This is a genomic window from Mesorhizobium sp. B4-1-3 (genome assembly GCF_006439355.1).
Lineage (GTDB): Bacteria > Pseudomonadota > Alphaproteobacteria > Rhizobiales > Rhizobiaceae > Mesorhizobium.
The window spans coordinates 1-3,638 of sequence record NZ_VFTG01000054.1 but is presented as its reverse complement, the minus strand read 5'-3'; the positions used below and the strand labels follow the sequence as shown (position 1 = coordinate 3,638).

Here is a 3,638-nt window from a genome sequence, read left to right as displayed (position 1 = left end):
CCTCAACGCAAAGGCACGCGACGCGAGAACCGAGTTCGCAAATGCAACTTGACACGCCAGATAGTCGCTCTCCCCCGCTTTGCGGAGGCGAGGAAAGGGACTGCCCCTAACCCCTCTTGCCCGTCAGCATCATGTCGAAACTGACGACATTGGAATAGAGCGGCGTGCCGACATCCATGCCGTAGCGCGACCGCAGAACCTTGCCGGTGACGTGGAACTTGATGGTCCCGCCGTTCAACCCGCCGAGCTCGGCGGTGAATTTTTCCGGAAACGTCTTGCCGCGCGCCGTCAGCCGGCCGGTCACCAGCGCCGTGGTGTCGCCGGTGCGGGTCACGTTTGTTGAGCGGAACTGGATTTCGGGATTGTTGGCGGCGTCGAACACCGCGTCGGAGCGCAGGAATTGGTCGATGCGGCCCTGCCCGGTGCCGACGCTTTCGGGATAGATGGTGAGGTCGACCTTAGAGTGGCCGACATCGCCATTGTCGATGCGGATCGTGCCCTTGAAGCGGCCGAAGGCGCCGTCGAAGCCGCCGCCGCCTGCCTTGCCGATGGTGAAACGGATCGAGGAGCCCGACGGGCTGATCGTGTAGCTGCCGGCGGCGTCGCTGAGCGCCACCGCGGCAACGGCAGGCACGGCAAGGAAAGCGGCGAAAGCCGCCAATCCGAGGATGCGCGCGTTCATGGGTTTCTTCCTTCCGCAGATACGCTTTTTCTGCGTTCTCGCCCACCAACGAAGGAGGGAGCGGTTCTATTCCCCGCCTGACGAAGGTGTGATCATGCGTGTCAGCACCGTGTCTCGCAGCAGGAAATGATGGCGCAGCGCCGCCGCGATATGCAGCGCCACCAGCGCGATGCCGGCATAGGCGAGATACCAATGCGCCGAAGTCCAGAACCCTTCCGCAGCATCGGATTCGGCGAGCGGCAGATTGGGCATCACGAAGAGGTTGAACGGCATGGTCGGGATCTCCAGTGTCGACACCGAGACCAGCGCCCAGCCGGACAGGGGGAGCGCGATCTGCAAGGCATAGAGGGCGAAATGCGCCAGCGGCGCTGTCCTTCGCTCCAGCGTTCCGACAGAGGTCGGCAATGGCGGCGCCGCATTGCCGAGCCGCCAGGCGATGCGCAGGATGATCAGGCCGAGCAGCAGGAAGCCGAGGGATTTATGCAACTGGATCAGCTCGAAGGACGTGCGCTGGCTTGTCGTGCGCACCATGAGGACGCCGAGCGCGAACTGGCCGATGAAGATGATGCCGATCAGCCAGTGGAGGGCGATCATCGCCCAGCCGTAGCGGGTTGGGGTGTTAGTGATGGATTGCATGCGAGGCGAACGAAGTCGGCGCCGGCTTTCATCCGAGATGTGCAGCAAATTCCATTGGCGGCGCCAATGTCGGTAAGTGGACGCGAACCGAAGCGACGGCTTCGTTCCGCAATCGCCTCCCTACCCGCCCACCTTGAAGAAATCCACGAACGCCCTCAGCGCCGGCCGCATCTGCCGGCGGCTGGGATAATAGACGAAGAAGCCGTCGAAGGGCGGGCACCAGTCCTCCAGCACGCGGATCACTCTGCCGTCGGCGAGCGGCGCCCGCACATAAGGTTCGAAGACGAAGGCAAGCCCGGCGCCGTCGACCGCCGCCTGGGCGATCAGATGATCCTCGTCCAGGATCAGCGGCCCCTCGACCGCCATCTCGATTTCCTCGCCGTCCTTCTCGAATTCCCAGCGATAGAGGATGCCGCTGGAGAAACGGAAGCGGATGCAGCGGTGGTCGGCAAGCTCGCGCGGATGGCGCGGCTTCGGCATGGAAGCGAAATAGGATGGCGAGCCGACCACCGCGCCGCGGAGGTCGGGCCCGATGCGCACCGCGATCATGTCGCGCTGCAGGCTTTCGCCGAGCCGCACACCAGCGTCGAAACCGCCCTCGACCACATCGGTGAAGCGATCCTCGATGACGATCTCCAGCACGATATCGGGATAAGCCGCGGCAAAAGCGCCGAGCCTGGGCGTGAGCGTCAGGTGGGCGGCCGTGCGCGGCACGGTGAGCCGCAGATTGCCCGCCGGCCGGTCGCGCGCCTCGACCGCTGTCTCCAGCGCGAGATCGATCTCGGACAGCGCCGGCCGCAGCCGTTCGAGCAATTGCGCGCCTTCCTCGGTCGGCGATACGCTGCGTGTGCTGCGGGCCAGAAGCCGCACGCCGAGCCGCGCCTCCAGGCTCGACACCGCGTGGCTGACCGCCGACGGCGCGATGCCGAGCTCGCGCGCGGCGCCACGAAAGCTGGCGCATTGGGCGACGGTGGCGAGCACAGCGAGCTGCGAGAGGTTCATTCGGTTCATTGTTCTATTTTATAGAGCAAGCTGTGCAAAAAAGAACTGATTATCGAACAACACGCCAGGCGCTATCTCATGCCCATCGCAACAAGGAGATGCGCCATGCAAACCCGCAAACTTGGAACTGAACTCGAAGTCTTCCCCGTCGGCCTCGGCTGCATGGGCATGAGCTTCGGCTATGGCGGCCAGCCGGAGGCGGAGGCGATCGCCACGCTGCGCCGCGCGGTCGAGATCGGCGTGACCTTCTTCGATACGGCCGAAGTCTATGGTCCATATGAGAACGAGATCTTGCTCGCCAAGGCGCTGAAGCCGGTGCGCGACAAGGTCACCATCGCCACCAAATTCGGCTTCAAGATTTCCGAGCACGGCTCGGGCACCGACCGCATGGTCGGCGTCGACAGCCGGCCCGAGCACGTCAAGGCGGTGGCGGAAGCCTCGCTGAAGCGGCTCGATACCGACGTGATCGACCTCTATTACCAGCACCGCGTCGACCCCAACGTGCCGATCGAGGACACGGTCGGCGCCATGGCCGAACTGGTGCGCGAAGGCAAGGTGCGGGCGCTGGGCCTGTCGGAGGTGAGCGGCGCAACGCTGCGCCGGGCGCATGCCGTGCATCCGATAGCAGCGGTGCAGAGCGAATATTCGCTGTGGAGCCGCGATCCGGAGGACGAGGTCTTCGCCGTTTGCCGCGAGCTCGGCATCGGTTTTGTCCCCTACAGCCCGCTCGGCCGCGGCCTGCTCACCGGCACGATCGCCAAGCCCGACGCGCTCGGCGCCGGCGACTGGCGCCTCACTCTGCCGCGCTTCCAGGCCGAGGCGATGGCAGCCAACAACGCGGTGGTTGCTGTGCTGGAGAAAATGGCAACTGAAAAGGGCGTGACCCCGGCGCAGCTGGCGCTCGCCTGGGTGCTGCACCAGGGCGATTTCATCGTGCCGATCCCAGGTGCCAGGAAGGTACATCACCTGGAGCAGAACACGGCCGCGGCCAGGATCGAGCTGAGTGCTGCCGAGGTGGCGGCAATCGGCGATGCGCTGTCGCCCGACAAGGTGGTCGGAAAGCGCTATACGGAGGAGCTGCTGGCCCTGGTGAATGGGTGAGCAAAGGGGCGCTTCGGCGCCTCTTCTATTGCCGGACATCTCCCCCACTTGGGGTCCACTTGGGGGAGATTGGCTGTCACCGCCCCTTTCGCCAATTGCCCAACGTTGAAGGCAGGGCGAAGCGCCGAAGCTGCTGATCTCCCCCCTTGTGGGTAGGGGAATCGCAGATAAGTCGAATGTCTATTGCCAGGCAGCAAAAGAAGGATTCTTGAGAGGC

4 protein-coding genes are annotated in these 3,638 nt (G+C 64.5%); 1 reads left to right on the top strand and 3 read right to left on the bottom strand.

Annotated features, from left to right (window positions below; genetic code table 11):
* Positions 1-106 precede the first annotated feature (106 nt).
* The 3 genes from FJW06_RS29930 to FJW06_RS29920 form a co-directional block, all read right to left on the bottom strand.
* Positions 107-682 carry a YceI family protein gene (locus FJW06_RS29930; RefSeq protein WP_140757281.1) on the bottom strand — a complete coding sequence of 192 codons (576 nt, stop codon included), beginning with the start codon at positions 680-682 and terminating at the stop codon, positions 107-109.
* Positions 683-748: 66 nt separating this feature from the next.
* Positions 749-1,318 (bottom strand): cytochrome b, encoded by a 570-nt coding sequence (locus tag FJW06_RS29925; RefSeq protein WP_140757279.1) that lies wholly within the window; start codon positions 1,316-1,318, stop codon positions 749-751.
* 120 nt (positions 1,319-1,438) lie between these two features.
* Complete coding sequence (locus tag FJW06_RS29920) at positions 1,439-2,329, bottom strand: LysR family transcriptional regulator (RefSeq protein WP_140757277.1); 891 nt, start codon at positions 2,327-2,329, stop codon at positions 1,439-1,441.
* A gap of 96 nt (positions 2,330-2,425) precedes the next feature.
* Here FJW06_RS29920 and FJW06_RS29915 point away from each other — a divergent pair, with 96 nt between their 5' ends.
* Entirely contained in the window at positions 2,426-3,421 is a 996-nt protein-coding gene (locus FJW06_RS29915; RefSeq protein ID WP_140757275.1) for an aldo/keto reductase, read from the top strand.
* Positions 3,422-3,638: the final 217 nt, after the last annotated feature.

What these genes read in the sequence shown, in the direction of transcription:
- FJW06_RS29930 (WP_140757281.1), bottom strand. Translation starts at nt 682, where the DNA reads ATGAACGCGCGCATCCTCGGATTGGCGGCTTTCGCCGCTTTCCTTGCC.
- FJW06_RS29925 (WP_140757279.1), bottom strand. Translation starts at nt 1,318, where the DNA reads ATGCAATCCATCACTAACACCCCAACCCGCTACGGCTGGGCGATGATC.
- FJW06_RS29920 (WP_140757277.1), bottom strand. Translation starts at nt 2,329, where the DNA reads ATGAACCGAATGAACCTCTCGCAGCTCGCTGTGCTCGCCACCGTCGCC.
- FJW06_RS29915 (WP_140757275.1), top strand. Translation starts at nt 2,426, where the DNA reads ATGCAAACCCGCAAACTTGGAACTGAACTCGAAGTCTTCCCCGTCGGC.